We start from the raw sequence: 26,299 nt of genomic DNA, 5'->3' as shown, positions 1-26,299 counted from the left end.
TGATGCGCTGAACGCATCAATCCATAACAGCGGCTGGCCTTGGGTTTTGCCTCAGCGCCCCGCCTTCATGCGCCAGGCATCGAGCCGCCCGCAGCCCTGCTGCTCAGGGCGCAAGTAGCCGGGGGCCACCGCCGCCATGGCGCTGGGGCTGATGCCCAGCTCTGCCAGGCCTGGCAGGGCCGGGCCTGCGGCGCCGGCCACATTGGGCACGCGCATGGAGCCCAGGTTGTCGCGCGACATCAGCGGCTCGCCAGGCATCAGCTCCATCATCAGCGCTTGGGCCCAGGCCAGGGGCGCGGGCAGGGGCAGGATGGGGCGCGAGTGGCCGCTCCAGCGGCCGGCCCGGCGCACGATCTCGGCCAGACTCAGCACCTCGGGACCGGCGATCTCGTAGGTCTGGCCGATGGTCGCCGGGTCAGCGATGCAGCGCCGAATGGCTGCCGCCACATCCTCGACCCAGACCGGCTGGAAGCGCGCCTCGGCGCCGGCCAGCGGCATCAGCGGGAACAAGGCCTGCAGCTTGGCAAAGAGGTTGACGAAGCGATCGCCCGCGCCGAAGACCACCGAGGGGCGCAGGATGCTGAGGTCCAGATCGGGCGAGGTCTGCAAGACCGCTTCGCCCCCGGCCTTGGAGCGCAGATAACGTGAAGGGCCCTCGGTCTGCCCGTCCACCGTGGCGCCCACGCCCAGGGCGCTGATGTGGATCAGGCGGCGCACGCCCGTCGCCCGGCAGGCAGCCGCAATCTGGCGCGGCAGCTGCACATGGTTGCGCTGGAACTGGGCCTCGCTGCCTTGCAAGATGGCGATCAGATTGACCACCACCTGATGGTCTGCCACCAGGGCTTGCAAGGTGTCGGGCCGGTGCACATCGGCCTGCAGCACCGTCAGCCCCGGCAGGCTCTGGATGGCTTGCAAGCCCGGCGCATGGCCCAGGCGTCGCGTCGGCACGGTGATGCGGGCGCGTCCGCCGTGGGCTTGCACCAGCTGCTCGCACAGGGCTCGGCCGATGAAGCCGCTGCCGCCCAGGATCAGGACGGACGGTTCGCTGGATGGGCGGTTGGGCATCATGGCTGGGGCTGCTCCTCGGGGACGATGTCGGTGCCTGCGCTGCGCGGGCCGATGCTGCGGCCCAGGCGGGCCTTGAGGCTGCTGGCCTCGGGGCCCAGGCCCAGCAGCTGGGCATAGACGGCGCTGTTGGTCAGTACCTTCTTCACATAGTCGCGGGTTTCGATGAAGGGCACGTTTTCGGCCCAGATGGCCGCCTCCAGCACAGGGCCATCGCGCCAGCGGCGCGGGCGGCCGGGGCCGGCGTTGTAAGCGGCCGCAGCCATGGCGTAGGAGCCACCGAAGTCGTCGAGCACCAGCTTCAGGTAGTGGGTGCCGATGCGCAGATTGAAGTCTTGCGTCTTCATCAGCTCGGGGCTGTAGCTGAGGCCAGCCTTTTTGGCCGTCCAGCGCGCTGTGGCTGGCATCACCTGCATCAGGCCCGTGGCGCCGACGGACGAGCGGGCGTCGGCAATGAAGCGCGACTCCTGGCGGATCAGGCCGTAGACGAAGGCCGGGTCGAGCCCGGCGTCGCGGGCCTGGCCGAGCAAGGCATTGCGGAAGGGCGTGGGGAAGCGCTGGGCCAGGTCAAATTCCTGACGGCTGCGGTCGCTGCTGTTGATGCAGCGGTCCCAGAGTTCGCGCTCGCAGGCCAGCTGGGCGGCGGCGCGCAGCTCACGGTCGTTCAGGCCGCGCAAGGAGAAGTTCCACTCGCGGTTGCCCTCGCTGCGCAGGCCGGCGTTGATCAGCAGCAGGGCTCGGCTCAATCCTGCGTGGCCCTGCGCCTGGCTGCGCTCGGCCGGGCTCAAGGGGCTGGGTGTTGCGGGCAGATGGGGGGTGAGCCCCAGTTCTTCGGCGGCCAGGCGGCCGTAGTAATTCAGGCCGGCCTGCGGCCCGTCGGCCATGGCGCGCAGCAGCTTGCGGGCTTCTTCGCGCTGGGCTTCCCCCGCGGCGCCGGCGGCGGCGGTGGCCAGCAGGGCGCGCGCGCGCCAGTAGGGCCAGGGCGGCAAGTCGCGCGCTTCGCGCAGCTCGCGGGCCTGGCGCGCCTCCCGTGCTTCACGGCCCTCGCGCTGGCCATCGTCGGTGCCAGTCAGCAGGTCCAGGCCTTGCAGGGCTTGAGTCCAGCGGCCGCTGCGCAGGGCGGCGCGAACGACCCAGGCGCGGGTGTCCTCGCTCCATTCGGGGCTCTGGCGGCCCTGGGCCTTGAGCGCGCGTTCGAAATACTCGCTGGCTTCGGGCTGCAGCTTGAAGGCCGCGTGCCGTCCGATCTGGGCCCAGGCCCAGGCCTGCAGATCTTGCGGCAGCTCGCGCTCCCAGCGCTTGGCCAAGGCCTCGGCTGCGGCGCTCGGGTCGGCGGCGGCCAGGCGCATCAAGCCCAGGGTGGCCAGCTCGGTGTGCGTGCGAGCGCCGCCATGCGCCTTGCGCGCCATATAGCGGGTCGGGTTGTCGAGGATTTCCTTGAGCGCCAGTTCGGTCGGCTTGCCCAGCAGGCTGGCGGCTTGGCGCGCGGCCGGCAGCTTGAGCGATTCGAGCGACAGGCGCAGCTTGAGCCAAATGTCCGCCTGGCTGAACTGTTTGTTGTCCAGCCAGGTGCTGGCCAGCAGGCCGCAGCCTTCGCCGGCGTCGCGCTGGGCCAACCAGGCGGCGCGGGCCGATTCGCGTGCCACCGGCCGGCCGTTGAAATGCTCGGCCAGCAGGGCGTAGCAGACGACCTCGCGGTCGTCGCGCATCTGGTAGCGGGTGTGGTCGTTCGCAAAATTCTTCCAGTCGCGGCGACGGCCCAGCTCCAGCAGCCAGTCATTGCGCAGCCGGTCTTCGACATAGCTGCCCGGCCAGCGGGCGTAGAAGGCGTCCAGCTCGCTTTGCGAGGCCTCGGCCAGGCGCAGACCCAGCTGCCAGTAGTCGACCCAGGGCGCCAGCGGGTGTTTGAGCTCTTGCGCTGCCACGTTCAGGGCCGACAGCCGCGCGCGGTTTTTCTGGCGAAGTGCGTCTTGCGCGTCCAGGATCAGCTCGGCGCTGGCGCTGGCGCTGGCGCCGGCTGTGGTCGCAGTTTGCGCCAGGGCTGGCGTGCCGGTCGCTGCCAGCCAACCGGCCATGGCACAGGCCAGCGCCAGGGTCAACTGGCGTGCGCGGCTCGCCCGGCGATCGGGGGCTTCCCCAGCCTGCGGCCGGACTTCTGATTCATATACTGCCAAGAACATGGTCCCACTGCTTTCTTCGGTCTTTTTTCCATCGCAACGATTCAGGCTGGCCTGCGTGCATCGCTTGCCTGAGGAGCCCAGCACATGAGCAACTCCACACCGGCTCCGTCTTCAACACCCAGCCACACCACACTGTCGCACGAGCGGCCGGCCCTGCGCGCGCAATTGTTGGCCCAGCGCAGCGCTTGGTTGGCCACACCGGCCGCGCATGCGGCCAGCGCCGCCTTGGGCCAGCGTTTGCACGAGCTGCTGCGTCAGCTGGCGCCACAGTGCCTGGGTATCTATTGGCCGCTGGACGGCGAGTTCAACCCGGCCCCGTATCTGCTGAACCTGGCCGCCATGTTGGAGCCCGAGGCGGACGAAGACGACGACGATGACTTGGAAGACGAGGGCCCGGCCGAGCCGCTGCAGTTCGCTTTGCCCTACGCCTACAAATCGCCGCGCCGCATGGACTACCGGCGTTGGGACGGCCCGCTCGACGGCCCGGCGCCCACGCTGTTGGACGAGTGCGGCATTCCCAGCAGCAAGGGTGCGGTGCTGGTGCCCGATGTGGTGTTGGTGCCCTGCGTGGGCTTCACCCGTGAGGGCTACCGCCTCGGCTACGGCGGTGGTTATTACGATCGCTGGCTGGCTGCCCACCCGGGCGTCACCAGCATCGGCCTGGCCTGGAGCTTGGGCGAGGCGGCGTTTGCCGTCGAGGCGCATGACCAGGCCCTGACCCTGGTTTTGACCGAGCGGGAGCTGATGTCGCCGTGAACCCCATCCAGAAGCGTGAGGCCTGATGGACGTCTTGAGTCGCCGGAACTGTCTGGGCCAGGCGCTGTCCCTCATGTCCTGTGCCTGCCTGCCGGCGGCCTGGGCCGCAGGCCCCGAGCTGGGCGTCATCCAGGCCGCCGTGCCCGCGGACGTGATGGCCGATTACGAGCGCTTCCTGAATCGCCGCGACCCTCTCAGCATCAGCGACTTCTCCGGGCCGTACTCGCGCCGAGATGTGGTGGAGGTGGTGCTGCTGCACCAGGCGCTGGCGCTCGGTGGCTGGCAGCACCCGCTGCAGTTTGTGGACATGCCCTCGGGTGAGCGCCTGCTGCGCGAGATCAGCTCGGGCCGCCTGATCTGTAGTGCCACCACCTATTGGCAGCAAGATATTGCCGGCCCAGGCGCTGGCACCGGCCAGGGCGTGATGCTGAGCCGGCCCATGATCCAGATGGGCGAGTTTGAGGCCGGCCTCTACACGGTGGAGAGCAACCGCCGCGCCATGAGCGCGCGCACACTGGCAGATGTGCAGGGCTTGAGCGTGCTGTCCAATCGCAACTGGGTGGTCGATTGGGCGACGCTGGAGCAGCTGGGGATCAGCCGGCGCCAGCATGTCACCAACTGGGAGCTGATGCCGCGCATGGTCGCAGCCGGCCGGGCTGACCTTTTGCTGGCGCCTTTTCAGGCCACGCCCGACCTGTCCTTGACGGTGGGCAATGTGCGTCTGCTGCCCATTCCGGGCCTCAAGATCGCCCTGCGCGGCACGCGCCACTATCTGCTGGCGCGCGAGCACCCGGAAGGTTTTGGCCTGCGCAGCGCGCTCGATGGCGGCCTGCAGCGCCTGCTGCAGCAGGGGGTGGTCCGCAAGGCCTACACGCAGTCGGGATTTTTCAATGCCCGCACGGCGTCGTGGACCCGGCTGTAGCGGGCCTCAGGTCTCGGGTGGCAGCTCCGCCTCGCCAATATCCGCCCGCGTCTGCGCCGCCTGCGCCGTGATCCAGTCGCAGAATTGCCGCACCTCGGCGCGCTCGCGGCTGTGGCGCGACTGCAGCTGCCAGTAGGAGATGGGGCTGCTCATGCGGCCGGCGGGGCCGAAGGGTTCGACCAGATCGCCCCTCTGTAGCTGCTCGCCGACCAGGGCCACGCGCGCCAGGGCCACGGCCTGACCGGCCAGTGCTGCTTGCACCTGTTGGTAGGTGAAGTTGAGGTACATCCAGCGACGCGGCTGCAGCTCGCCCACGCCATGGCTGCGCAGCCAGCGGCGCCAACCCAGGTATTCGGTGCTGGCGCGTGAGTCGTCTTCCTCGGCCAGGCTGTAGGCGGCCAGATCGGCCGGCTGGCGCAGGGGCGGGGCTTCGCCGGCCTCGGCGCGCTCGGCGGCCCAGCGGCCGATGGCCGGGGTCAGGGTCTCGCCGAACAAGCGCTCAGCGCCGGCCGGGGTTTGTTCTTTCGAGATATAGCGCAGGGCCACGTCGAACTCGCTGTCGTCGAGGTCGATCACTACGTCATTGGCCGAGACGCGGATGTCGATGTCCGGATGCTCGCGCTGGAAGGCCTCCAAGCGCGGGATCAGCCAGAGCGAGGCGAAGGAGGCGAAGGTGGTCACATTGACCACGCGCCGGCCGCGCGACTGGCGGATCTGACGCACCGTTTGGTCCAGGCGTTCGAGCAGGGGCAGGACCTGGTGGCGCAGCACGGCGCCATCGGCGCTCAGCTCGACGAAGCGCGTGCCACGCAGGAACAGGGTGCAGCCGATCTCGTCTTCCAGCGATCGGATCTGGCGGCTGATGGCCGATTGGGTCAGGTGCAGCTCTTCAGCCGCAGCCCGAAAGCTGAGCAGCCGCGCCACCGCCTCGAAGGCGCGCAGGGGGCCGATGGACAGCGGTCGCTGCCGGCTGGACAAGGGCAGCCGCGCGGGCTGCGGGTCGGAGGGGTGCTCGCCATTCATGCGCGAATGGTATCAATCGCGGGCAACAGTCTCATTGGACGCCGCTCCGGGCGAACCCTAGGATTCACCCATGGCTTCCAAGGACGCGCGCAATGTCTGAGGCGCCCCAGGGAGCGAACAGCGGGAGCAAGAATCATGAGTGAATCGCAAGCATTGTGGCGCCTGGCCGAGGGCGAGGCCCTGAGTTTCAAGGTCGGCCCGGGCGCGCGCGAGCTGCGCGTGAGCAGCGGCCGCCTCTGGTTGACCCAGCCTGGCCGCCCCGAGGCGCCTTCTGAGGATGTCTGGCTGCAGGCAGGGCAATCGTTGGCCCTGGCTTCAGGCAGCCAGGTGGTGATCGAGGCCTGGCCCCAGGCTGACTTCCAACTGCTGGTGCCGCCCTCGGCCTGCCCGGCTTTGCAGGCGCGCCAGCGTGAAAGCCGCGATGCGCGCGGCAAGGCGGCGATGGGGCGCTTGTTGGCGGCAGCCTGAGTTCGATCCACTCATGGATGCCCAAGTCTTGATCACGTCCGCCGCCATGGCCGCGCTGCCGGTGCAGCACAAGACGCATCTGCTCAATGCCAATGCGCAGCGCGAGAGCCGCGATCTTGCCGCCGCAACCGGCATGTCGGCTCTGGGCTTTCAGTTGCTGAGCGTGGCGCCCGGGCGCGAGGCCTGGGAGTACCACCGCCATCTGTACGAGGAGCAGTGCGTCTACATCCTGTCGGGGCGCGGCGAGGCCGTGATCGAGGAGCGCCGCCATGTCATCGGCCCGGGCGACTTTCTCGGCTTTGCGGCTCGTGGCGCGGCGCACACCTTGATCAACACGGGTGAGGAGCCGCTGGTCTTCATCGTCGCCCGCACGAACCTGGAGCAGGACGTCTGTGACTATCCCAGGCAAGGCAAACGCCTTTATATGAGCGGCGCGGAAGAAGCCCTGGTCGACCTGGCGCAGGTCAGCGCCGGCCCTTTGGGCTCTTGACGGTGGCGCGCCTGGGTTTCCTGGCCTTGCTGGCCCGTGCTCGCAAGGCAGCGCCCAGGGCCAGGCGCGCCCAGGGCGCCATCAGAGCCGGCGACTCCATGGCCTCCTCGGGCGCCACGAAGTAGCCCAAGCTCATGACCTGACCCTCGCGCTCGTACTGGAAGGGCGCACAGCCGGCGGCTTCGAACTGGGGCCGGCTTTCGGCATCGGCCTTCAGGTAGAGCTGATCGAAGGCGATCAGGGCGATGAAGATGTCGTCGACATAAATGCCCCAGCCGCCGAACATGCGCCGGCTGCGCAGTGGCCCCAGCGGGGCGAGCAACTCCAGGCTGTGGGCGAGCAATTCCTTGGAATCCTTGGACATGGGTCAAATATAGGGGCAGTTTCTGCCCAGGCCCGTCACCAAGTCCGCACACAATCGCGAGGCATTCCGAATTGCTTGCCAGCCAGTTCCCAGGGAGTTGTCAGTGGACATGAATGACCGTGCCGCCTTGCGCCACAAGCTGATCCAGGATCGCCTGAACCTGCCCCATCGCCTGGAGCTGGCCGAGCAGCTGCAAAGCGTGCTGCGGGTCTGGCTGGTGCGGCGGCCTGAGCTGACCATCGGCGCCTACTGGCCCATCAAGGGCGAGTTCGACCCGCTGCCGGCGCTCTACCGCTGGAGCGAGGCCGCGCCCGATCGCCAGAGCCGGAAGATAGGCTTGCCGGTGGTGGACAAGGAGCATGGCACGCTGCGCTTTCACATCTGGTATCCCGGCTGCCCGATGGAAGAAGACGCCTATGGCATCCCCAAGCCCAAGGACACCGCCACGTTTGAGCCGCAGCTCTTGATCGTGCCCTGTGTGGGCTACGGGCCTTTCGGCCTGCGCCTCGGCTATGGCGGTGGCTTCATGGATCGCACCTTGGCCGAGTTGCAGCCGCGCCCGGCCACGGCCGGCGTCGGCTATGCCCATGGCTTTCTGCCCATGCTCAAGGCCGAGCCGCATGATGTGCCCCTGGATGCCGTCTTGACCGAAGAAGGTGTGGTCTGGGACCGCGAAGGCTGAGCATTCTTCAGCCCGCCATGGCCGACAATCCGCAGCCATGAGCACGACGACCTACGCCCAACACCTGGCCCAGCTGCAAGCGCAGCTGGAAAGCGCCCTGGCGCGCACCGGCTTTGACGCGCTGCTGATCGCGTCCGGCATCGAGAAGTACGCCTTCCTCGATGACCGGCCCTATCTGTTCCAGCCCAACCCGCATTTCAAGCATTGGCTGCCGCTGACCCAGCATCCCAACAGCTGGCTGCTGCTGCGCCCGGGCCACAAGCCGCGCGTTGTCTACTATCAGCCCGATGACTACTGGCATGTGCCGCCCAGCGCCCCGACCGGCGAGTGGGTGCAGCATGTGGAGCTGATCGTCATCTGCCGCGCCGAGGACGCCGCCGCTCATCTGCAGGTGCCGGGCCGCTTGGCCATCATCGGCGAGGCCGATGCCGCGCTCGACGGCGTGGTGCCCAACAACCCGCAGGACCTGATTCACCTGCTGCATTACCAGCGCGCCTACAAAACGGCGTATGAACTGGAGCAGATGCGCGCCGCCTCGCGCCGCGCTGCGCCGGCCCATCTGGCCGCGCGCGATGCCTTCCTGGCCGGCGCCTCGGAAGCCGAAATCCACCGTGCCTACTTGATCGCTGCCGGCCATACCGACCGCGATCTGCCCTACGGCAATATCGTGGCGCTCAACGAGCATTGTGCCGTGCTGCACTACCAGTACCAGGACACGCAGCGCCCGGCACAGAGCCGCAGCTTCCTGATCGACGCTGGCGCGCAAGTGAACGGTTATGCCTCGGACATCACCCGCACCTGGTCAGTCGGTGGCGCCGACAGCACCGAGTTCGATGCCCTGCTGGCCGCCATGGAATCGGCCCAGCTGGCGCTGGTGGCCGAGGTGCGCGCCGGGGCGGACTACCGAGACATCCATCTGAGCACCCACCGCCGCATCGCCGCCATTCTGCAAGACCAGGGTCTGGTGCGCATGAGCGTGGAAGCGCAGCTGGCCGAGCGCGTGACCAGCATCTTCTTCCCACACGGCATTGGCCATTTGCTGGGCCTGCAGGTGCACGATGCGGGCGGCTTCATGGCCGATGAAACCGGTGCAGTTTCGCCCAAGCCCGAAGGCCACCCCTATCTGCGCCTGACCCGCCCCCTGGCGGCCGGCATGGTGGTGACCATCGAGCCCGGCCTCTACTTCATCCCGACCTTGCTGCGCCAGCTGCGCGCCAGCGCTTCAGCTTCGTCCGTGGACTGGGCCAAGGTCGAGCGCCTGAGCCGTTTCGGCGGCATCCGCATCGAGGACGATGTGGTCTGCCGGGCGGAAGGGGCTGCCGAGAATCTGACGCGGGATGCGTTTGCTAACTTGAGCTGAGTCTGTTCCGGCGGGTGTCGGCACAGAACCGTCGTTCGCTGAGATTTGAATACGAACGCAGAGTGCGCGGAGGTTCGCAGAGGTCGCAGAGAGAGAAGAAGAGCGAGGATTGTGTTCTCAGCGTCCTCTGCGGTCCTCTGCGAACTCTGCGTGCTGAAACTTCTCCGCGAACGACGGCTCTGTGCCGTTTCCAGCCGACGAAAAAATGCCGCTGCGCTTTCTTCAAGCTGCAGCGGCATGGCGCCTCGACTTCTGGCGCGGCCACTGTTGAAGGTGGCACGGGTGATGACAGCGGGAAACTGTCTGGGTTTGGCTTGCTCCGAATTAGAAGCGGAAGCCCAGACCCACGCCGACCAGGGTGGGGTCGACCTTGAACGTGCCGACCTTGGTGCCGCTGGAGTAGACGGTGGTGCCGAGCTTCACCTTCTTGAGGTCCACGTTCAGGTACATGTTCTTGCTCAGCTCGATGTCTGCGCCGACTTGGAAGGACAGGCCGTAGCTGTTGCGCTTGATGCTGGGGTGCAGGGCAGCATCCACGGCGGAATCAAACTTCACGGCCGAGAAGTTGGTGTAGTTCAGGCCAGCACCGACATAGGGGCGGAAGCCGCCGGTCGGGTTGAAGTGGTACTGGGCCGACAGGGTCGGAGGCAGATGCTTGAGCGAACCGATGGCCGTGCCATTGGACTTCAGGGTGTGCTTTTGCGGCACGGTCAGGATCAGTTCCAGGGCGAAGTTCGGGGTCACGAAATAGCTGAAGTCCACTTCAGGGATGACCTTGTTGTTCACACTCAGGCCCAGACCAGTGCTGTCCTTGTTGGCCGAATCCAGATTCACGGCGCGCACGCGCACCAGCCAGGGGCTTTCTTGGGCGGCAGCGCTGAAGGAGGCGCCAGCCAGGGTGGCGATGGCCAGGGCGGCAGCGGCGGTGCGAGCAAAAGTCTTGGTGATCATTTTTTGGCTTCCTATGTATGGGATCAATCAAATCTGTTCCCGATGGAAGCCATTGAATCGCGGCGCGAGGGGTTAACCCTTGATCTGGCGCAAACGCAAAAAGGCCCTCGCGAGGAGGGCCGGTGCCACTTGATTTACCGCAAACAACTCAGCCAAGGCCGAGGCGTTTGCACAACGCCAGCGTCAAGGCCGATTGATTGAGCGTATAGAAGTGGATGCTGGGCGCGCCGCCGGCGATCAGACGCTCGCAGACGCGTGTCATCACCTCCAGGCCGAACTCGCGGATGCTGGCCACATCATCCATATAGCCTTCCATCTTCAGTGCCACCCAGCGCGGGATCTCGATGCCATCGCGGGCCGCGAACTGGGCGATGCGGGCGTAGTTGTGGAAGGGCATGATGCCCGGCACGATGGGCGCGTCCACACCGAGCTTGCGCACTTCGTCGACGAAGTGGAGGTAAGCATCGGGGTTGAAGAAGAACTGCGTGATGGCCGAGTTGGCACCGGCACGCATCTTGGCGGCAAAGTGCTCCAAGTCCTTGGCGGCATAGCGCTGCTGCGGGTGGTATTCGGGGTATGCGGCCACCTCGATCTGCCAGTCCGGGCCCTGGGTCTCGCGGATGAAGGCCACCAGCTCCGAGGCATAACGGAATTCACCGGCGGTGGCCGTGCCGCTGGGCAGATCGCCGCGCAGGGCCACCACGCGGCGAATGTTCTGCGCGCGGTAGGTGGCCAGGATTTCGGCAATGTTCTCGCGCGTGGAGCCCACGCAGGACAGATGCGGTGCGGCCTCATAGCCAGCTGCCGCGATGTCCATCACTGTGCTCAGCGTCTTCTCGCGCGTGGAGCCACCGGCGCCGTAAGTGACGCTGAAGTAATGCGGGTTCAGCACGCTCAGGTCTTGCACCACGGTCTTGAGCTTCTCGGTGCCCACCGGCGTGTTGGGCGGGAAGAACTCGAAGCTGACCGGCACGCGGGGTGTAGCTGTACTCATGGCGTTTCTTTCGCGACCTCGGGCGCTTGCGCCCAGAGGAAAAATTCCTTGTTGCCGTCACCACCGGTGATGGCACTCTCAAAATAGCCCCGCACCTGCCAGCCCTGATCTCGGGCGGCCTGGCGGGCCTGGGTTTCCAGCAGCGGGTATTGCTTGGCGTCCTTGACCAGGCCGCCGCGGGCCAGCGCTTTCTTGCCCAGCTCGAACTGCGGCTTCACCAGCAGCAAGACCTGACCCTGAGGGGCCAGCCAGGCCGCCAGATGCGGCAGGGCGCCTAGCATGGAGATGAAGCTGAGGTCGCCGACGATCAGGGCAAAGCCTTCGGGCGGCGCGTGCTGCACCAGGGCTGAGCCGGCCAGCTCGCGCACATGCAAATGCTCCAGCCCCACCACCTGGGGGTGCTGGCGCAGCTGCTCATGCAGCTGGCTGTGGCCCACGTCCACGCCCACGACCTTGGCCGCGCCCGCTTTCAGCAGGCAGTCGGTGAAGCCGCCGGTGCTCTGGCCCATGTCCAGCACCGTCAGGCCGCTCACATCCAGGCCGCTTTGCTGCAGCGCCCCCTCCAGCTTGAGCCCGCCGCGCGAGACAAAGCGCAGCTCCGCGTCATCGCTGACGCGCAGCTCGCAATGTTCCGGCAACTCTTCACCCGCCTTGCGGATCGCCTGCCAGTCCTTGGGCGCCCGCCACTGCGCCGCGCCGGCCGTAATCAGCCGCTGCGCCGCCGAACGAGTCGGCGCCAGGCCTTTGGAAACTAACAGTTGATCAGCGCGCATAGGTGAAAAGGAAACTCAGTCTTGCAGGGCGTAGCGAGCGGTGCTCAGGCTAGGCGCGGGCGGATCCGCAGACCGGAACGTAGCTCGGGCTACGTGAGGATCTGCGGAGGGACCCGCAACGACGCCTGAGCGCCGCGCAGTAGCCCCACGCCCATCAATAGCGGTAGGTGTTGGGCTTGAAGGGGCCAGTCTTGGGCACACCAATGTAAGCGGCCTGCTCCGCCGTCAACTCACTCAGCTGCGCATTCAGCGTGGTCAGCTGCAGGCGAGCGACCTTCTCGTCCAAGTGCTTGGGCAGCACATAGACCTTGCCGATGTCGTAAGCGTCCTTGTGGGCGAACAGTTCGATCTGGGCGATGGTCTGGTTGGCGAAGCTGGACGACATCACATAGCTTGGGTGGCCCGTGCCGCAGCCCAGGTTCACCAGTCGGCCCTTGGCCAGCAGGATGATGCGACGACCCGAGGGGAAGATCACATGGTCAACCTGCGGCTTGATCTCGTCCCACTCGCAGGATTCCAGCGAGGCGACATCGATCTCGTTGTCGAAGTGGCCGATATTGCAGACGATGGCCTGGTCCTTCATGGCCTCCATATGCTCGCGACGGATCACGTTTTTGTTGCCAGTGGCGCTGACAAAAATGTCAGCCTTGTCGGCGGCGTACTCCATGGTGACGACGCGGTAGCCTTCCATGGCGGCCTGCAGGGCGCAGATCGGGTCGATCTCGGTCACCCAGACTTGGGCCGAAAGGGCGCGCAAGGCCTGGGCCGAGCCCTTGCCCACGTCACCGTAGCCGGCCACCACGGCGACCTTGCCGGCGACCATCACATCGGTGGCGCGCTTGATGGCGTCCACCAGCGATTCGCGGCAGCCATAGAGGTTGTCGAACTTGCTCTTGGTCACCGAGTCATTGACGTTGATGGCGCGGAACAGCAGGCTGCCCTTGGCGGCCATCTCGTTCAGGCGCAGCACGCCGGTGGTGGTTTCCTCGGTCACGCCGATGATCTCGGCGCTCTTGCGGGTGTACCAGCTGCCGTCCTGGGCGACCTTGGCCTTGATGGCGGCGAACAGGATGCGTTCTTCCTCGCTGCCCGGGTTTGCCAGCACGCTCAGATCCTTCTCGGCCTTCTGGCCCAGATGCATCAGCAGGGTGGCATCGCCGCCGTCATCGAGAATCATGTTCGGGCCTTCACCCGCCTCGCCTTTGCCGGCGAATTCGAAGATGCGGTGGGTGTAGTCCCAGTAGTCTTCCAGCGTCTCGCCCTTGTAGGCGAACACCGGCGTGCCCTTGGCAACCAGGGCGGCGGCGGCCTGGTCCTGGGTCGAGAAGATATTGCAGGAGGCCCAGCGCACTTGTGCGCCCAGGGCCTGCAGGGTCTCGACCAGCACGGCGGTCTGGATGGTCATGTGCAGCGAGCCGGTGATGCGAGCACCCTTGAGCGGTTGCGTGGCGGCGTACTCGCGGCGGATGGCCATCAGCGCGGGCATCTCGCTCTCGGCGATGTTCATTTCCTTGCGGCCCCAGGCGGCCAGGCTCAGGTCCTTGATCAGGTATTGGTCGGCGGCCAGCGGGGTGGTGGTGATGGCGGTAGTCATCGGACAGCTCCTTCATGCGAAATATGAAGCCGCTGTCGTCATCGCCGGGGGGAAAGGGTGTCCAGAAGGACAGGCCCGGAGTTCCGAACCTTGCAAACCGATCACCCACGCGAAAACGTCAGCGGGTGAGCGCGGTTGCCATATGGACAGGGCCGAGAGGGGAGGGGCCGCTGTGCAAATTTTTCCGAGCCTGGCCCAGGTCCAGCGAGCCGGATCCAGGTTGCAACGCTCCTCGGAACGCCTGAATTCTAGCCGCATCACTGCAAGTCGCGAGCGGAACAAGCGGGGAATCCCTGGCTAATCGCCGGGCCGGGGTTTCTTCAGCCTGGCTGTTCCATGCCGAGAAAGCAGGCCAGCTTGCTCAGCTCTTGCTCCAATGCCTTGGCAAAGGCCGGGTCGGCGGGCGGGTGGCCTTGCACATAGCCCAGCTGCGCCTGCAGCCGGCCCTCGGTCGCACTGACATTGCCCCAGCCGATCACCTCGCCGCGCCAGAGCAGGGGCAGGGCGTAGTAGCCGAGTTTGCGCTTGGGCGCCGGGGTGTAGGCCTCAAAGCGATAGGCCCAGCCCCAGAAGCGCTCGAAGCGCAGGCGGTCCCAGACGATGGGGTCGAAGGGGGCCAGCAGGCGCGCGGCCTCGTCCAGCTTCCAGCGCTTGGAACTGGGGTTCTCGCCCTCGGGCCAGTACCAGATCTGCCCCTCGACCTCGGCCTGGGGCCAGGTCTTGCGCGCCATGGCCAGGGTTTGGCGCAGCTCGCCGCGCAAATGCGGTGCGCCGTAGCCCAGCAGGCTGCAGAGCTGGCCCAGGCTGCGCGAGGGCAGGGGCGCGTACTTGGCCAGCACCAGCTCTAGCAGGGCCTGTGCTTTCTCATGCGGCGAGCGCGGGTCGGCCTCGTGCACCACGGCGCTGTAAACCCGCTGCCCTTGCTCCCGTTGCTGTACGCGCAGCAAGCCGCGGTAGTGCATGGCGTCGAGCAGATGGGTGGTGGCATTGCTGCTGCCGCCCCAGGCATTGCGGGTGGCACCGAGCTGAAACTCGGCCTGGATCTCGCGCGGGTGGCAGGGGCCATGGGACTGGATGAATGCCTGGATCTCGGCCGCCTGGGCGCGGGTCTTGGCGTCCCAGCTGCGCTTGGCGCTGCGCGGGTGCATGAGCTTGAGGTGCTCGCGCGGCAGGAAGCCGTAGTTGACCAGGCAGTCTTCTTCCACGGCCAGGCGGGCATAGCGCCGCTCCAAGTCGCCGGCGCGGTAGTCTTTGACGCGGTGCCGCAGGGTCAGGTCTTGCGCGCGGGCCGGGGCGCGGATCGGATCCGCCTGCACAAAGCCCAGACGCTGGATGGCCTGCGGCAGGCTGGTCGGCTTGAACAGGCTGCGGGCCACGGCATGGCGCCGCAGGTCTTCGAGTGTGATGGTCTTGCTGTTGACGCCCATGAGCGGCCCTCCTGGGCGCGGAGCATAGGCAAGGGGCTGTGGTTTTGTCCAGCTGTTTCAGTGCTTGGGTGTGGCGCGCAGCAACTCCCTCTGCTCCACCGTGTCGAGCAGCATTTCGTAGCTGAAGAAACGGTTGCGGCCATGTGCCTTGGCCGTATAAAGCGCGTCATCGGCGCGAATCAAGAGGCCCTCGGCCGTGGTCGACGCGTCGGGAATGCAGGTCGTGATGCCGCCGGACAAGCTGACGTGGCCGGCGACGGGCGAATCCGGGTGCGCGATATGGGCATGGGTCACGAGATGGGTCAGGGTGCGGGCATAGGTCATGGCGCCCGAGCGTGGTGTGTTGGGCAGGACCAGGGCGAACTCCTCACCGCCATAGCGGGCCACGCAGTCGCTCGGGCGGCGACAGGCCTCGCTGAGCAGTCGTGCCACTTGGCGCAGGCAGCTGTCGCCCTCCACATGGCCCAGGCTGTCGTTGTAGCGTTTGAAGAAGTCCACATCGCAGAGAACAAGCGTCAGCGGCGTGCCTTCCCTCCTGGCTCGCCCGATTTCTTCATGCAGCCTGGCGTCGAGCGCGCGGCGGTTCATCAGTCCGGTCAGGCTGTCAATGCTGCTCAGCTCCTGCAATTGCGCGTTGGCCCGGCGCAATTCCTCGGACATCTCCAGCAGCCGTTGCCGCATGCCTATCAGGCGCTGCATGGCGCGCAGCTTGGCATGCAAGATCATCGGTGACAGGGGCTTGATCAGGTAGTCGTCGCCGCCGGCGTCGATGCCCTGCCAGATGTCCTCATCTTGGTCGCGCTGAGAAAGAAAAAGGATCGGTGTCCAGCCCCCTGGCTCGGCCGCGCGCATGGCGCGGGCAGTCCAGTAGCCGTCGCGGCCCGGCATTTCCACATCCAGCAGGACCATATCAGGCCGGTAGCGGATGAACAGTTCCAGGGCCCATTCCCCGCTGTCGGCTTCGATGACGCGGTGGCCCACCCGGTCCAGCTCGGCGCTGACGGCGACGCGGGTGGCGCTTTGATCGTCAACGATCAGTACGGTGAGTGGGTTCGGCGAGGTGATGGCCATGGGCGGATCCGCGGTTTGACGGTGCGGTGGTCAGCCGGCCGGGCGCGGGTGTTTCGCGCGGTCGCTCCACTCGTCCATGCGCTATCGGCGTTCAAGGGCCCGGCTTGAGTGCACCAAGCGCTTGTCGCGCTGTTTTTTGCTTCAGAACCGCGCGCGGTGGCCGATAAAGAGAACACAGAGCCGATGGGTGCCTACCGCTGTGCGTGAGGCGTCCTGTCGGGATCTCCGGCCTGTTGAGGAGGGGCGCGTCAGGGCCTCCTCCTCTTTGTGCCTGGCCGGTCTGCGAGCTCCTCTTGTGTTGAAAAGGGCAGGCGTCTCCGCCTGGGCATGTACATGACCGAAACCACCCAACTTGAAGCCAAGGTGCTGCTGCTCGAGCATGATGCGGCGCAATTCCAGGTCTTGAACGAGTTCTGCCGCGAGGTCGGCCTGATGGCGCTGCCGCGCTCGGCCGCCGATGCCTTGGCGACGCTGGCGCAGAACAAGGACCTGGGTGGCGTGCTGCTGGCCGAGGACCTGCCTTGTGACGGCCCCGACGGCTTGCATCTGGCGCGCGCCATCCACAAGCTCCGGCCCGAGCTGCCCATCTTTCTGCGCCGCACCACCGAGCGCCAGCTGGCGCCCGAGGAAGAGGTGGTGGTGCGCCACCGCTGGAACACCGGCGACCTGGCCCATCTCAAGGCGGCGGTGGAGTACACCATCTTCAGTCTGCGTTACCCGACCAGCCTGGTGCATGGCATCGTTGACCTGACCCGTTCGGCCCTGGGCGCCATGTTCCCGAATGCCTTGGTGGTGTCGGAGTCGCCCTATGTGGTGCATGACCGCATCATCCATGGCGAGGTGTCGACCCTGATCGCCATCGAGAGCACCTGGTGCCGCGGCTACATGATGCTGCAGACCGAGGAAAGTGCCCTGCGCCAGGGCCTGATCCAGGGCTTCAGCTATGCCGGCATCGGCGGCGACCTGAACTTCCGCGAGCTCAACAATATGCTCGGCGAGACCACCAATCTGATCTGGGGTGCGTTCAAGAACCGCTACATCCCGCCCCAGGCCTTTGCCAATCAGCAGACGCAGGTGCCCATCGTCATCAACCACGAGCACAAGTACATCAGCTTTGGCTCGCAAGACCCGCAGCTGTGCATACGCTACCAGCTGTCTGACCCCTTCCGGCCGGGCCTGCCGCCCTTGATGATCGTGCAGCGCTTCATCTTCAACCTGCACTGGTCACCCGATGAGTTTGCCGAGTTCGATGCGGCGGCCCCGACGGTCAGCCCCACCGGTGAGCTGGATCTGTTCTGAGCGAATGACCCCTTGAATGAGCCCGCAACTGCGGCAGCGTGAGGAGAGAAAAATATGGCGAATGTTCTGGTGGTTGACGACTCCGCCACCATGCGTGAGATCGTGGCGGGCTATTTGAATCAAAACGGCTTTCAAGTGGCCGTGGCCTCCGATGGCCGTGACGGGCTGCTGCAGCTGCGCAGCGACCCCGGCATCAAGCTGATCGTCAGCGACGTCAATATGCCCAATATGGATGGACTCACCATGGCCGACAAGATCCGCAAGGAGCTGGGCAACAAAGACGTGCGCATCATCATGCTGACCACCGAAGACAACCCGGCCATGCGCGCGCGCGGCAAGGAGGTCGGTGTCACGGGCTGGATCGTCAAACCCTTCCGCGGCGACGCGGTGCTGGCGCCGTTCAAGAAATTCTGCGGATTGAGCTGAAACCTGCGCCCATGAAAAAAGGCCGCTCCGGGGTGCCGGAGCGGCCTTTTTTGGTTGGGACAAGAAATGCTGCAGTCCTCGCCGCAGCCGGGGTCTTGGCTCGTCAGTTCTTTGGTCTCTGCTCACGCTGCTTCGCAGCATGAGCATCGCCCGCGGACCGATGCCTCGCTGGCGCGAGGTGGGCCTTACAGCCCAGCTGCAGCAAGCAGAGCGGCAGACTTGTGGGCTTCGCTCACATCGCTGCGCGATATGAGCGAAGCCCCAAAGCGGCGGGTTCGCCTTCGGCGTCCTCTGGCCCTTAAAGGCCAGCCGCTGCACGCAGCGCAGCCGCTTTGTCGGTCCGCTCCCACGTGAACTCGGGCTCTTCGCGGCCGAAGTGGCCGTAGGCGGCGGTCTTGGTGTAGATCGGGCGCAGCAGGTCCAGCATCTGGATGATGCCCTTGGGGCGCAGATCGAAATGCTCGTTGACAAGGGCGGCCAGCTTCTCGTCGCTGATCACGCCAGTGCCTTCGGTATAGACGGTCACGTTCATCGGGCGGGCCACGCCGATGGCGTAGGCCACTTGGATCTGGCACTGGCGGGCCAGGCCGGCGGCGACGATGTTCTTGGCCACATAACGGGCTGCGTAAGCGGCCGAGCGGTCGACCTTGCTTGGGTCCTTGCCCGAGAAGGCGCCACCGCCGTGCGGGCAGGCGCCGCCATAGGTGTCGACGATGATCTTGCGGCCGGTCAGGCCGCAATCACCTTGCGGGCCGCCGATGACGAAGCGGCCGGTCGGGTTGATCAGGTACTTCGTGTCCTTCAGCCATTCCTTGGGCAGCACCGGCTTGATGATCTCTTCGATCACCGCCTCGATGAACTCGGGCTTCATCTTGGAGCCGTCGCTCATCTCGGGCGCGTGCTGGCTGGACAGCACCACGGTGTCGATGCTGTGCGGCTTGCCGTCCACATAGCGCATGGTCACCTGGCTCTTGGCGTCCGGGCGCAGGAAGGGCAGACGGCCGTCCTTGCGCATCTGCGCCTGGCGCTCGACCAGACGGTGGGCATAGTAGATCGGCGCCGGCATCAGCTCCGGCGTCTCGTCACAGGCGTAGCCGAACATCAGGCCCTGGTCGCCGGCGCCGATGTTCAGGTGGTCGTCGCTGGCGCGGTCCACGCCTTGGGCGATGTCATTGCTCTGCTTGTCATAGGCCACCAGCACCGCGCAGCCCTTGTAGTCGATGCCGTACTCGGTGTTGTCGTAGCCGATGCGCTTGATGGTGTCGCGAGCCACCTGGATGTAGTCCACGTGCGCATTGGTGGTGATCTCGCCGGCCAGCACCACGAGGCCGGTGTTGGTCAGCGTTTCGGCCGCGACACGGGACAAGGGGTCCTGGGTGAAGATTGCGTCGAGAATCGCATCCGAGATCTGGTCGGCTACCTTGTCCGGGTGACCCTCGGAGACGGATTCAGAAGTAAAGAGAAAATCGTTCGCCACTTTTACACTCCAGTTGATAGTTCGACGGCGTTGCCGGACTGTCTGGTTTGGAGACGCGGCGAACGCTTTAGCAGCATTTGTTGAGCATCGCTGCCCGGCGGACCCCTCAATCTCTCGAACAAGGCCCGCATCGCCCCGCAAGTTGTTCAGTAACTCGGCGATGCGCTGATTATAGAAATATGTTTGTGCTACTTCGCCTGCTCTCCAAATGCCCCCTGCGGCTGCTCCATGCTTTCGGGGCCCTGGCCGGTTGGCTGACCTTCCTGGCCTCAAGCACCTACCGGCGCCGCTATCGGGCCAATGTGGCTCAGGCCGGTCTGGCTTGGCCGGCGGTACGCGGCGGCGTGGCCGCGGCCGGGCGCATGATTGCCGAGCTGCCCTGGCTGTGGCTGCGCCCGCCGGGCACGCCGCTGGGCGATCGGGTCAGCTGGGACGGCGCCGAACTGATCGCGCAAGCCCTGCAGGAGCGGCGCGGTCTGGTACTGATGACGCCGCATCTGGCTTGCTTTGAGATCTGCGCCCAGGCCTATGCCGAGCGCTTTGCGGAAAGCGCGAAGGCGCCCATCACCGTGCTGTTTCGGCCGGCCCGCCAGGCCTGGTTGCGCGAGGTGGTCGATGGCTCGCGTGGCCGTCCCGGGCTGGACACAGCGCCCGCCAATTTGGCCGGGGTGCGGCAAATGATTCGCGCCCTGCGCCAGGGCCACACCATCGGCCTGTTGCCCGACCAGGTGCCGCCCGATGGCCTGGGCGTCTGGGCGCCCTTCTTCGGCCGGCAGGCCTACACCATGACCTTGGCCAGCCGTTTGCTGCAGCAGACCGGCGCGCGCGCGCTCCTGATTTGGGGTGAGCGTCTAGAGAAGGGCCGCGGATATGTGGTGCATGTGCGACCCGGCCCCGAGATCGGGCGCGAAATCACGCCAGAATCGGCCGCCCTGCTCATCAATCAATCCATGGAACAGCTGATCTGCCTGGCGCCCAGCCAATACCTCTGGGGCTACCACCGTTACAAGCAGCCGCGTGGCCTGGACATTGCGGCCGCTCCGGCTGCCGCAACTGCTCCTGCCGCCGAAGCGGAGCGTTGAATGCTGTCCACCTGGGGTGCCAAGTTCCTGATCGGCCTGCTCTGGCTTCTTCATTTCCTGCCGTTGTCGCTGCTCGCGGCCCTGGGTCGTGGCTTGGGGAGCTTGCTGTGGGTGTTGGCGCGTTCGCGCCGGCGCATCGCCTTGCGCAATCTCGAACTCTGCTTTCCCGAGCTCGATGCCGCCCAGCGCCTGGCGCTGGCGCGTGAGCATTTCGCCTGGATGGGCCGAAGCGTGCTGGAGCGCGGCCTGCTCTGGTTTGCGCCGGCCGAGCGCCTGCAGCGTCTGATGGAAATCAAGGGTGATATCCAGCTGGCCCAGCGCGGCGAAACGCCGGTGATGTGGTTGCTGCCTCATTTCGCCGGCCTGGAATGGTCGGCGCCGGCCCTGATGCTGAATCAGAGCTGCCCCGGCGTGGATGTGTATTCGCGCCAGAGCAACCCGGTCTTCGATGCGCAGCTGCTCGCCGGTCGCGCGCGTTTCGGCAAGACCGCTTTTGTCGATCGCCATGACGGCATCCGCCCGGTGCTGCGCCTGATCCGCGAGGGCTATGCCTTTCTGAACGCGCCGGACATGGACTTCGGCGCCAAGGACTCGGCCTTCATTCCCTTCTTCGGTGTGCCCGCTTGCACCCTGCTGGCGCCTGCCAAGATCGCACGCAGCATGGGCATGACGGTCCAGCCCCTGGTCGTGACCATGAAGCCGGGCGGTCAGGGCTATCTGATCGAGGCCTTTGCACCGCCCGCAGGCTACCCGAGCGGCGATCTGGAGGCCGACGCGCGCGTGCTCAACGCCTGGCTGGAAGCGCGCATCCGCGAGAACCCCGCCCAGTACCTCTGGGTGCACAAGCGCTTCAAGACCCGCCCCGAGGGCGCGCCGTCCTTGTACTGAGCGAGGCCTGTTGGCGCGCTCGGGCCAGTTCATTGGCCAGGCGTGCCGGTTCTGCCGAATCACTGCTTGCAGGCAGCACCACCCGGTGCGCCTTGTTTTCCTCTGTGTCGCCCGCAAAGCTGGCGCCGAGCAGGCCGGCGGCAAGTCGCCACAGGCCCGGCTCGGCAGGGCGGCCGACCTGGCTGTGGTTGCTGCCCCCGCCTCCTTCCATGCTGCGCGCCTGACTGCTCATGGCTGGGATGGGGCTGGCCAGCAGCAGCGGCGCTAGCGCGCGCGCCACCACCGGCGCTGCCGCACTGGTGCCGCTGAGCCGGGCCCAGCTGCCGCTCAAGGCGCCGGCGCAGAGCAGGCCATAGACGGCCGCGCTCTCGTCGGCGGCACCGTAGGCGCTGATGCCGACCGTCGGGGAATAAGCACTGCGTGAGCCATCTAGCGCGCGTGCTGCGCCGACCACCACGGTGTAGCGGCCGCTGGCCAGACTGCTCAGCGCGCTGCCGCCATCCAGGCTCAGGCCGCCGCTGCAGCCGGTGATGAAGGATTGCAGCAGAGGCCGGCTCGAGCGCCCTGGCGTGTCGCGCTGCAGCCAGGCCGCCAGGCGCAAGGGCCGTTTGCTGTCATCGCTGCTGCGACTGATCTCCAACTGCCAGACCCCAGCGCATTCGCCGGCTCGCTCGCCGCTGCAGGGCGCGAGCGCCAGCAAGGCCTGGGCGCGGCCTGCGCCGGCGAGCTGAAAGTACAGACCGGCCAACGGTCGTTCCGGCGTGCCGGGCAGCAGGCGATCTTCGCCCAGCCCCGCCTCCAACACCTGCCCGCTCGGGCTTTGCAGGCGCAAGCGCAGGCTGCTGAAGGCTTGTGGGTCCTCGGCGAAGAACCACAGCTCCATGAAGCTGTCGGTGGCATCGCCGGGAATGGTGTGCCAGTGCAAGCCGGCCTTTTGCATCTGAGGGTCTAACTGGCCACGTGCATGCCATGGCTCTTGTGCGGCATTGCCCGCCGCCACGGTGATGGCCAGCTGCGGGTGGCTGAGTAACAGCTCATCCATGGCCTCTTCCAGCAGCGAGTGGCCGTCATGCGGGCCAGCCAGGGCACCGATGCTGATGTTGATCAGCACCCGGGCACGCGGGCCGGCGCGGCGCAGGATGTAGTGGATGCCGTCCAGGATGTAGGCGTCGGCAGCGGCGCCGCTGCTGTCCTCCGGGCCAGGTTCTGGCACGTCCACGAACAGCAACTCGGCTTGCTCGACCGGGTCGGCCCGGTCGCCGGACCGCATGGGCACCGCGCTGGCCGGCAGCGCCTGTTCGCGCGCCAGCCCCCCGGCGATGTCCAGCACCTGGTGGCCATGCAGCATCGGCTGCAGCTGGCCTTGCGCGTCGAGCGGATAGCCCAGGCGCCGGTAGGTCGCAGCTTCGTCCTCGGCGCTGTCCAGGCCCGGCAGCAGGGCGGCGATCGCGGTTCGCCCCAGGGCTCGGCCATAGCCGAAGTCGGCCGGGCAGTGCCAGGGGCTGCCCGCCTGGCCTTCGCTGCGCCGGCCTTGCTCCCAGAGGCCGACCAGGCGCGACTGCGCCGCGCCCTCGCCCTGCCAGGCGCGTCGGTAGGCTCGGTGCAGCAGGGCGCAGTGCTTGTCGATCACGCCGATCACCAGCGGCGCATCGGCCATGTCCTCGCGCTCGGGCAGGCGGTGCTCAGCCGCCTCAAGGCACTGCCCGGGCAAGGGCAGGGACAGGGCAGCCTCCGCCACGGCCGCGTTCAATCCATTCAAGGCGGCGCGCTCCACCCAAGCGCAGCAGAAGCGGCTGTTCAGGGCAGGGTCGAGATACGCCGGCGGCAGCTGAATGCCGGCGCGGCAGCTCAGCGCCTGCGGCGAGCTCTCGAGCGGCAGCTTGATGAGCAGTGGCAGTTGCGGTGCGCCGTGCCGGCTGCGGGCCGCTGCCTTTGCAAACGCGGCATGGCCGCTGAAGCCGGTGTCCTGTGCCCAGCTCAGGTAGGGGTCGCGTGGCTGCGGCGTGGTTGGGGTGGGCGGGGCGGTGGCGGGCATGGCCTCACACCCATTCCGCGCGGGCCAGACTCCAGAGCTTCTGCAGCATCGGCAGGTCAGGGCCGGGCAGCCAGCCCGGCGCGCCGCGCCCGTGCTCGTCCTCAAAGGCCTGGCCCTTGGCGCTGAAGTCGCGCGTGCCGGCGCCGGCCAGGTCCAGCTTGAGGCCGTCGTAGCTGGCGCCGCGCCAGCGGCGCACCGGCTCGCAGGCGGCCAGCAGGTAGGCGGCCAAAGCGTCGCCCATCAGGCGGCCAACTTCGCAGTCGACCGGGAAATGCACGCCAGCGACGATGCGGTTCTCCGAGATGCGCGTGGCCAGGCGTCGCAGCAGCTGCTTCTGTACGGCGTTGTCATCGGGCCGGCCGGGCGCCTCGGCCAGGGCGCCAAGCAGGGTGGCGCTGACATGTGCTTCGAGCGCATGGCCGGCCGGAAAGCTGGGGTGCATGGGCACCTCGATCATGGGCTGGATCTGGGCCGTGAAGGCGCTTGGTCGCGGCACGGCCAGCGCCTGCTTGAAGCGCATGCAGACGGCATAGCTGAACTGCAGCGCCACCTTGAGCAGCTCGGTGGTCTTGGCATGGCGCCCGGACTGCAGGTTCAGCACGCTGGCGAAGTAGGCGATCGGCGGCGCCACTTGGGTCAGGACTTCGGCCGTGCGGCTGTCGCGCAGCGGCGCCAGGGCCTGCACCCTTTGTAGATGGGCCAGCAGGAACTCCTGGCTGGGCCGGCTGACGCGCAGCAGGGGCTTCAACGCACCCTTGGGCCCGCTGGCCGCTTGCAGCTCGGCCCAGTGCTCACCGCTGTGGCCAGTTATGGGCTTGGAGCCGAAGCGCAGCTGGGTCAGCAGTTCGAAGTGAAGCAATGCGGCACGCACCTCAATGCCGTTGGCGCGCATCAGATGATCGGCCGGGTCGAAGGCCGGCATCGGGCCCAGGCGTTGCTGCAGGTCTTGCAATGCGCTGCGCTCGGCCGGGCTCAGGCCGGCCAGCAGCTCCTCGCGGCTGGCGCCCAGACCCTGCACCAGCAAAGGGTTGTAGGGCTGCCCGTCATAACCCTCCTTGCTGAAGCCGCCTGTGTAGGAGGCAGCCCCGGCATAGGACGCCGCACCCGCATACGAGGCCGCCCCGGCATAGGACTGCACACCGGCATAGGAAAAACCAGAGTTCGCCATGAAAGCTCCGCCTTCGCGTTAAGGGGCAGGCCCGCGCCGCCCGGGTTCAGGAAGATCGCTGCCTTGCGCTCACAGCTCCGGCAGGCCCGCGGTCTGCAGCGCCATTGCACAGCGCGCCGCGAATGCGGTGCCGCGGCCGGGGTAGCGGGTGTTGAAGCTGTGCAGGGAGTAGCTCGGATCCAGGCCGCGCAGAGCCTGCACCGCTTCGCTGGCCTGGGCCAGCTGGCCGTTGAGCGCGCGGGCGATGGCCAGGGTGCGCAGAGTCGGCAGGTGGCGCCGATTGGCGCTCAGCGAGCGACTGGCCAGCACGATGGATTCGTTGAGCCGCCCGGCCGCCAGCAGGGCGTGGGCGGCGAAGGAATCGAAGTAGTAGCGCATCGGGTCCAGCGGTGACAAAAGCATGGCCATGCCGGCCGCGTCGGCCGCCGCCTGGCCCTGGTCACGGTAGACATGGACGGCCGAGAGGTAGAGCCAGGCCAAGGCCTCGTTGGCGTTCTCGGCGATGGCGGCCTTGAGCTGGGCCTCGGCCTGATCCAGCTCGCCCAGCAGATAAGCATGCACCAGGCCATCGATCGCCAGACCCAGGGCGCGGTCGCCTTCGCAATGCAGGGCCTGCTGCGCCGCTTGCTGGGCCAGACGGGTGTCGGCCTCGATGTCTCGGCTCTGTCCGCGCGCGACATTCATGACATGCCATTTGGCCAGCCAGGCCTGGGCCTCGCCGGCCTTGGGGTGGCGCTGCACGAGATGGTCCAGCAGCTCGCGGGCTTGCAGGAACTCGGCCGAACAGCTGCGGTGCACCAGGGTCATGGCCTTGAACAGCAAGGTGTAGCTGTCCAGGTCGTCGAGGGCGGGCAGCAGACCGGCGCGTGCGACCTCGCCAAAGATCGCTTGCGAGACACCGCTGACCACTTCGCGGCCAAAAGGGTTCTCGGGCGAGCGCGCCAAATGCACTGGCAAGCTGACGGTCCGGGCCCAGAGTTCCTGGCCGCTGGCCGTGTCCACCATGCGGATCTGCGCGTGCAGCAGCCGGCCTTCCTGGTGCACTTCGCCCGAGAGCACATGGCTGGCCTTCAGGCGTTGCTGCAGCTCGGCCGCGGCCGGTTGGCGATGGCGGAAGGCGGCGGCGCTGAGGCTGGAGATCAAATGCCAGGCCTTGTTCTGTGCCAGCCCGCGGCTCAAGCCATAGCCGACCAGCTCGGCATAGACCGGGTCGCAGCGCTGGCCCTCGGCCACGCGCAGAGGCAGCAGCACCAGGGTGGGCTTGTTGGCCAGAAAGTCGCCCCAGCCCTGTTCGGCCTCAGGCCTGGGCAAGAGCCGGAACAGGCGCAACGAGCGCTGCAATTCGGGGAACTCGGGCTCGCCGGCGTATTCCAGCTCGGCGTCGAGGCCGGCGACGATCTGGTCGCGCAAGGCCTCCGAGAGCAAGACCTCACCGGGCACTGCCAGCTCGGCCAAGGCGGTGGCGGCCGCCGCGCCTTGTTCGGCCTGGCGCAGATCGGCGCCGATGCGGTAACGGCTGGGCCGCTGGGCCTCGAAGCGCTGGATGTGCAGGGCCGCGCTGACGGCCTGATCGCTGCGCGCAAAGCTGAGCAGCAGGCGGCGGGTCTGGCGGGTGAATTCGATCCCCTCGCTGTCGGCCGGCAGGGCGTTCTGCAGGCTCTCCAGCAGGGCGGCCCAGGCCTGGTCGCGGGGCTCATCGGGCGAGTCGGCCGCCAGTGTGACGGCAAGCAAAGCGGGCTGGGCTTCGGCGAAGGCCGACCAGGACGATGCGGAAGTGCCGACTGCTGCGGGCGTCATGGCCTGC

General features: G+C 67.0%; 24 protein-coding genes and 1 riboswitch. Of the genes, 10 read left to right on the top strand and 14 right to left on the bottom strand.

Annotated elements, in window-relative coordinates:
- Window positions 1-51 precede the first annotated feature (51 nt).
- The gene (locus LNV23_RS01050; protein WP_263561242.1) at window positions 52-1,068 is read right to left on the bottom strand and encodes a complex I NDUFA9 subunit family protein; all 1,017 of its coding nucleotides are present in this window, start codon (window positions 1,066-1,068) and stop codon (window positions 52-54) included.
- The gene (locus LNV23_RS01045; protein ID WP_263561241.1) at window positions 1,065-3,245 is read right to left on the bottom strand and encodes a lytic transglycosylase domain-containing protein; all 2,181 of its coding nucleotides are present in this window, start codon (window positions 3,243-3,245) and stop codon (window positions 1,065-1,067) included. The genes LNV23_RS01050 and LNV23_RS01045 overlap by 4 nt, the downstream gene beginning before the upstream one ends.
- Window positions 3,246-3,329: 84 nt before the next feature.
- On the opposite strand from LNV23_RS01045, the gene LNV23_RS01040 reads away from it, so the two are divergent.
- Together LNV23_RS01040 and LNV23_RS01035 are read left to right on the top strand one after the other, a co-directional pair.
- Window positions 3,330-4,001, top strand: coding sequence for a 5-formyltetrahydrofolate cyclo-ligase (locus LNV23_RS01040; protein WP_263561240.1), 672 nt, complete (start codon window positions 3,330-3,332; stop codon window positions 3,999-4,001).
- Between the two features lie 73 nt (window positions 4,002-4,074).
- Window positions 4,075-4,923, top strand: a complete 849-nt coding sequence (locus LNV23_RS01035) for a transporter substrate-binding domain-containing protein (protein WP_263561239.1) — start codon at window positions 4,075-4,077, stop codon at window positions 4,921-4,923.
- Window positions 4,924-4,929: 6 nt separating this feature from the next.
- Here the strand turns inward: LNV23_RS01035 and LNV23_RS01030 are convergent, their stop codons facing one another.
- Window positions 4,930-5,946 carry a LysR family transcriptional regulator gene (locus LNV23_RS01030; RefSeq protein WP_263561238.1) on the bottom strand — a complete coding sequence of 339 codons (1,017 nt, stop codon included), beginning with the start codon at window positions 5,944-5,946 and terminating at the stop codon, window positions 4,930-4,932.
- Between the two features lie 135 nt (window positions 5,947-6,081).
- On the opposite strand from LNV23_RS01030, the gene LNV23_RS01025 reads away from it, so the two are divergent.
- Together LNV23_RS01025 and LNV23_RS01020 are read left to right on the top strand one after the other, a co-directional pair.
- Window positions 6,082-6,414: a DUF2917 domain-containing protein gene (locus LNV23_RS01025; RefSeq protein WP_263561237.1), complete on the top strand. Its 333-nt coding sequence runs from the start codon at window positions 6,082-6,084 to the stop codon at window positions 6,412-6,414.
- 13 nt (window positions 6,415-6,427) lie between these two features.
- Window positions 6,428-6,904, top strand: coding sequence for a cupin domain-containing protein (locus LNV23_RS01020; protein ID WP_263561236.1), 477 nt, complete (start codon window positions 6,428-6,430; stop codon window positions 6,902-6,904).
- Here LNV23_RS01020 and LNV23_RS01015 read toward each other — a convergent pair.
- Window positions 6,879-7,268: a TfoX/Sxy family protein gene (locus LNV23_RS01015; RefSeq protein ID WP_263561235.1), complete on the bottom strand. Its 390-nt coding sequence runs from the start codon at window positions 7,266-7,268 to the stop codon at window positions 6,879-6,881. The two genes, LNV23_RS01020 and LNV23_RS01015, sit on opposite strands and share 26 nt — an antisense overlap.
- A 109-nt stretch (window positions 7,269-7,377) precedes the next feature.
- Here LNV23_RS01015 and LNV23_RS01010 point away from each other — a divergent pair, with 109 nt between their 5' ends.
- Together LNV23_RS01010 and pepQ are read left to right on the top strand one after the other, a co-directional pair.
- Window positions 7,378-7,950 (top strand): 5-formyltetrahydrofolate cyclo-ligase, encoded by a 573-nt coding sequence (locus tag LNV23_RS01010; protein ID WP_263561234.1) that lies wholly within the window; start codon window positions 7,378-7,380, stop codon window positions 7,948-7,950.
- Between the two features lie 37 nt (window positions 7,951-7,987).
- Window positions 7,988-9,310, top strand: a complete 1,323-nt coding sequence (gene pepQ / locus LNV23_RS01005) for a Xaa-Pro dipeptidase (RefSeq protein ID WP_263561233.1) — start codon at window positions 7,988-7,990, stop codon at window positions 9,308-9,310.
- A 324-nt stretch (window positions 9,311-9,634) separates the two neighbouring features.
- On the opposite strand, the gene LNV23_RS01000 is transcribed toward pepQ, so the two are convergent.
- The 6 genes from LNV23_RS01000 to LNV23_RS00975 form a co-directional block, all read right to left on the bottom strand.
- Window positions 9,635-10,261 carry an OmpW/AlkL family protein gene (locus LNV23_RS01000; protein WP_263561232.1) on the bottom strand — a complete coding sequence of 209 codons (627 nt, stop codon included), beginning with the start codon at window positions 10,259-10,261 and terminating at the stop codon, window positions 9,635-9,637.
- Window positions 10,262-10,409: 148 nt separating this feature from the next.
- Entirely contained in the window at window positions 10,410-11,255 is an 846-nt protein-coding gene (gene metF / locus LNV23_RS00995) for a methylenetetrahydrofolate reductase [NAD(P)H] (protein ID WP_263561231.1), read from the bottom strand.
- Window positions 11,252-12,028, bottom strand: coding sequence for a TlyA family RNA methyltransferase (locus LNV23_RS00990; protein ID WP_263561230.1), 777 nt, complete (start codon window positions 12,026-12,028; stop codon window positions 11,252-11,254). The genes metF and LNV23_RS00990 overlap by 4 nt, the downstream gene beginning before the upstream one ends.
- Before the next feature lie 154 nt (window positions 12,029-12,182).
- On the bottom strand, window positions 12,183-13,622 hold the full coding sequence (gene ahcY / locus LNV23_RS00985) for an adenosylhomocysteinase (RefSeq protein WP_263516609.1): 1,440 nt from the start codon (window positions 13,620-13,622) through the stop codon (window positions 12,183-12,185).
- Between the two features lie 120 nt (window positions 13,623-13,742).
- A riboswitch (S-adenosyl-L-homocysteine riboswitch) is annotated at window positions 13,743-13,862 on the bottom strand.
- Window positions 13,863-13,942: 80 nt separating this feature from the next.
- Window positions 13,943-15,049: a DNA glycosylase AlkZ-like family protein gene (locus LNV23_RS00980; RefSeq protein ID WP_263561229.1), complete on the bottom strand. Its 1,107-nt coding sequence runs from the start codon at window positions 15,047-15,049 to the stop codon at window positions 13,943-13,945.
- Between the two features lie 57 nt (window positions 15,050-15,106).
- Window positions 15,107-16,120 (bottom strand): GGDEF domain-containing response regulator, encoded by a 1,014-nt coding sequence (locus tag LNV23_RS00975; protein ID WP_263561228.1) that lies wholly within the window; start codon window positions 16,118-16,120, stop codon window positions 15,107-15,109.
- Between the two features lie 327 nt (window positions 16,121-16,447).
- Between LNV23_RS00975 and LNV23_RS00970 the strand changes: the two genes are divergently transcribed.
- Both LNV23_RS00970 and LNV23_RS00965 read left to right on the top strand, forming a co-directional pair.
- Entirely contained in the window at window positions 16,448-17,419 is a 972-nt protein-coding gene (locus LNV23_RS00970) for a chemotaxis protein CheX (RefSeq protein WP_263561227.1), read from the top strand.
- A gap of 54 nt (window positions 17,420-17,473) precedes the next feature.
- A complete protein-coding gene (locus LNV23_RS00965; protein ID WP_263516613.1) occupies window positions 17,474-17,845 on the top strand; it encodes a response regulator in 372 nt (123 codons plus the stop codon).
- Window positions 17,846-18,143: 298 nt separating this feature from the next.
- Here the strand turns inward: LNV23_RS00965 and metK are convergent, their stop codons facing one another.
- Complete coding sequence (gene metK / locus LNV23_RS00960; RefSeq protein WP_263561226.1) at window positions 18,144-19,322, bottom strand: methionine adenosyltransferase; 1,179 nt, start codon at window positions 19,320-19,322, stop codon at window positions 18,144-18,146.
- A gap of 179 nt (window positions 19,323-19,501) precedes the next feature.
- Here metK and LNV23_RS00955 point away from each other — a divergent pair, with 179 nt between their 5' ends.
- Window positions 19,502-20,404 (top strand): lysophospholipid acyltransferase family protein, encoded by a 903-nt coding sequence (locus LNV23_RS00955; protein WP_263561225.1) that lies wholly within the window; start codon window positions 19,502-19,504, stop codon window positions 20,402-20,404.
- Entirely contained in the window at window positions 20,405-21,292 is an 888-nt protein-coding gene (locus LNV23_RS00950; protein ID WP_263561224.1) for an LpxL/LpxP family acyltransferase, read from the top strand.
- On the opposite strand, the gene LNV23_RS00945 is transcribed toward LNV23_RS00950, so the two are convergent.
- The 3 genes from LNV23_RS00945 to LNV23_RS00935 form a co-directional block, all read right to left on the bottom strand.
- A complete protein-coding gene (locus LNV23_RS00945) occupies window positions 21,255-23,327 on the bottom strand; it encodes a S8/S53 family peptidase (RefSeq protein WP_263561223.1) in 2,073 nt (690 codons plus the stop codon). The genes LNV23_RS00950 and LNV23_RS00945 overlap by 38 nt on opposite strands.
- A gap of 4 nt (window positions 23,328-23,331) precedes the next feature.
- The gene (locus tag LNV23_RS00940; protein WP_263561222.1) at window positions 23,332-24,495 is read right to left on the bottom strand and encodes a phosphatase PAP2 family protein; all 1,164 of its coding nucleotides are present in this window, start codon (window positions 24,493-24,495) and stop codon (window positions 23,332-23,334) included.
- A 69-nt stretch (window positions 24,496-24,564) separates the two neighbouring features.
- Window positions 24,565-26,292 carry a hypothetical protein gene (locus tag LNV23_RS00935; RefSeq protein WP_263561221.1) on the bottom strand — a complete coding sequence of 576 codons (1,728 nt, stop codon included), beginning with the start codon at window positions 26,290-26,292 and terminating at the stop codon, window positions 24,565-24,567.
- Between the last annotated feature and the right edge of the window lie 7 nt (window positions 26,293-26,299).

This window comes from Kinneretia sp. DJ1R-11 (assembly GCF_025717595.1).
Classification (GTDB): Bacteria; Pseudomonadota; Gammaproteobacteria; order Burkholderiales; family Burkholderiaceae_C; genus Paucibacter_A.
Note: the sequence above shows the minus strand (reverse complement) of the source record. Positions and strands in the feature narration are given on the sequence as shown.

Bases quoted from the DNA above. Each gene is read 5' to 3' on its own strand.
- metF (WP_263561231.1), bottom strand. From the start codon at position 11,255: ATGAGTACAGCTACACCCCGCGTGCCGGTCAGCTTCGAGTTCTTCCCG.
- LNV23_RS00940 (WP_263561222.1), bottom strand. From the start codon at position 24,495: ATGGCGAACTCTGGTTTTTCCTATGCCGGTGTGCAGTCCTATGCCGGG.
- pepQ (WP_263561233.1), top strand. From the start codon at position 7,988: ATGAGCACGACGACCTACGCCCAACACCTGGCCCAGCTGCAAGCGCAG.
- LNV23_RS01045 (WP_263561241.1), bottom strand. From the start codon at position 3,245: ATGTTCTTGGCAGTATATGAATCAGAAGTCCGGCCGCAGGCTGGGGAA.
- LNV23_RS00975 (WP_263561228.1), bottom strand. From the start codon at position 16,120: ATGGCCATCACCTCGCCGAACCCACTCACCGTACTGATCGTTGACGAT.
- LNV23_RS01035 (WP_263561239.1), top strand. From the start codon at position 4,075: ATGTCCTGTGCCTGCCTGCCGGCGGCCTGGGCCGCAGGCCCCGAGCTG.
- LNV23_RS00945 (WP_263561223.1), bottom strand. From the start codon at position 23,327: ATGCCCGCCACCGCCCCGCCCACCCCAACCACGCCGCAGCCACGCGAC.
- LNV23_RS01025 (WP_263561237.1), top strand. From the start codon at position 6,082: ATGAGTGAATCGCAAGCATTGTGGCGCCTGGCCGAGGGCGAGGCCCTG.
- LNV23_RS01040 (WP_263561240.1), top strand. From the start codon at position 3,330: ATGAGCAACTCCACACCGGCTCCGTCTTCAACACCCAGCCACACCACA.
- ahcY (WP_263516609.1), bottom strand. From the start codon at position 13,622: ATGACTACCGCCATCACCACCACCCCGCTGGCCGCCGACCAATACCTG.
- LNV23_RS01010 (WP_263561234.1), top strand. From the start codon at position 7,378: ATGAATGACCGTGCCGCCTTGCGCCACAAGCTGATCCAGGATCGCCTG.
- LNV23_RS01020 (WP_263561236.1), top strand. From the start codon at position 6,428: ATGGATGCCCAAGTCTTGATCACGTCCGCCGCCATGGCCGCGCTGCCG.
- LNV23_RS00980 (WP_263561229.1), bottom strand. From the start codon at position 15,049: ATGGGCGTCAACAGCAAGACCATCACACTCGAAGACCTGCGGCGCCAT.
- LNV23_RS01030 (WP_263561238.1), bottom strand. From the start codon at position 5,946: ATGAATGGCGAGCACCCCTCCGACCCGCAGCCCGCGCGGCTGCCCTTG.
- LNV23_RS00965 (WP_263516613.1), top strand. From the start codon at position 17,474: ATGGCGAATGTTCTGGTGGTTGACGACTCCGCCACCATGCGTGAGATC.
- LNV23_RS01015 (WP_263561235.1), bottom strand. From the start codon at position 7,268: ATGTCCAAGGATTCCAAGGAATTGCTCGCCCACAGCCTGGAGTTGCTC.
- LNV23_RS01000 (WP_263561232.1), bottom strand. From the start codon at position 10,261: ATGATCACCAAGACTTTTGCTCGCACCGCCGCTGCCGCCCTGGCCATC.
- LNV23_RS00955 (WP_263561225.1), top strand. From the start codon at position 19,502: ATGTTTGTGCTACTTCGCCTGCTCTCCAAATGCCCCCTGCGGCTGCTC.
- LNV23_RS00990 (WP_263561230.1), bottom strand. From the start codon at position 12,028: ATGCGCGCTGATCAACTGTTAGTTTCCAAAGGCCTGGCGCCGACTCGT.
- LNV23_RS00935 (WP_263561221.1), bottom strand. From the start codon at position 26,292: ATGACGCCCGCAGCAGTCGGCACTTCCGCATCGTCCTGGTCGGCCTTC.
- LNV23_RS00970 (WP_263561227.1), top strand. From the start codon at position 16,448: ATGTACATGACCGAAACCACCCAACTTGAAGCCAAGGTGCTGCTGCTC.
- LNV23_RS00950 (WP_263561224.1), top strand. From the start codon at position 20,405: ATGCTGTCCACCTGGGGTGCCAAGTTCCTGATCGGCCTGCTCTGGCTT.
- LNV23_RS01050 (WP_263561242.1), bottom strand. From the start codon at position 1,068: ATGATGCCCAACCGCCCATCCAGCGAACCGTCCGTCCTGATCCTGGGC.